1 protein-coding gene is annotated in these 379 nt (G+C 40.1%); it reads left to right on the top strand.

What is annotated here, in order from left to right:
- Nucleotides 1-22: 22 nt before the first annotated feature.
- Nucleotides 23-334 carry a DUF6966 domain-containing protein gene (locus tag EOK74_RS20755; protein WP_133472033.1) on the top strand — a complete coding sequence of 104 codons (312 nt, stop codon included), beginning with the start codon at nucleotides 23-25 and terminating at the stop codon, nucleotides 332-334.
- Nucleotides 335-379: the final 45 nt, after the last annotated feature.

Below are 379 nucleotides of genomic sequence, written 5' to 3'. Positions count from 1 at the left end.
GCGTTAGTTGCCTAAGGAAAGTATGTACGAAACTAGCCGAATTCAGTTAACCGAGATGATCGCGTTATTAGAAGAAGAGAAATCAGATTGGTGGGCAAAACACTTTAAACGAGCATTATCAGCATTTGATTCCAATGAATATCTAAACTGTGCCAACGTCATAATGTCTGGAAGTGGTGGTATGGGTAGTCTAAATGATGTGGTACTTGGTCAAACCACCAATGAAAAAGGTGAGTTTTGTTGGAAACCCGATGTCGATGAATTAAATAAAAAGTATATGCATTTGCTTGGGGAGCTTTATGTATTCTCAAAGACTGTACAAAAAGGCAACTAACAAGTTGCCTAAGTTCGCCGCAAAAAGCGCGGCTGGGACAAATGC

The organism is Paraglaciecola marina (assembly GCF_004360155.1).
GTDB classification, from domain to species: domain Bacteria; phylum Pseudomonadota; class Gammaproteobacteria; order Enterobacterales; family Alteromonadaceae; genus Paraglaciecola; species Paraglaciecola marina.
The sequence above is the reverse complement of the archived record's forward strand: the minus strand, read 5'-3'. Positions and strand labels throughout refer to the sequence as shown.

Bases quoted from the DNA above. Each gene is read 5' to 3' on its own strand.
- EOK74_RS20755 (WP_133472033.1), top strand. From the start codon at position 23: ATGTACGAAACTAGCCGAATTCAGTTAACCGAGATGATCGCGTTATTA.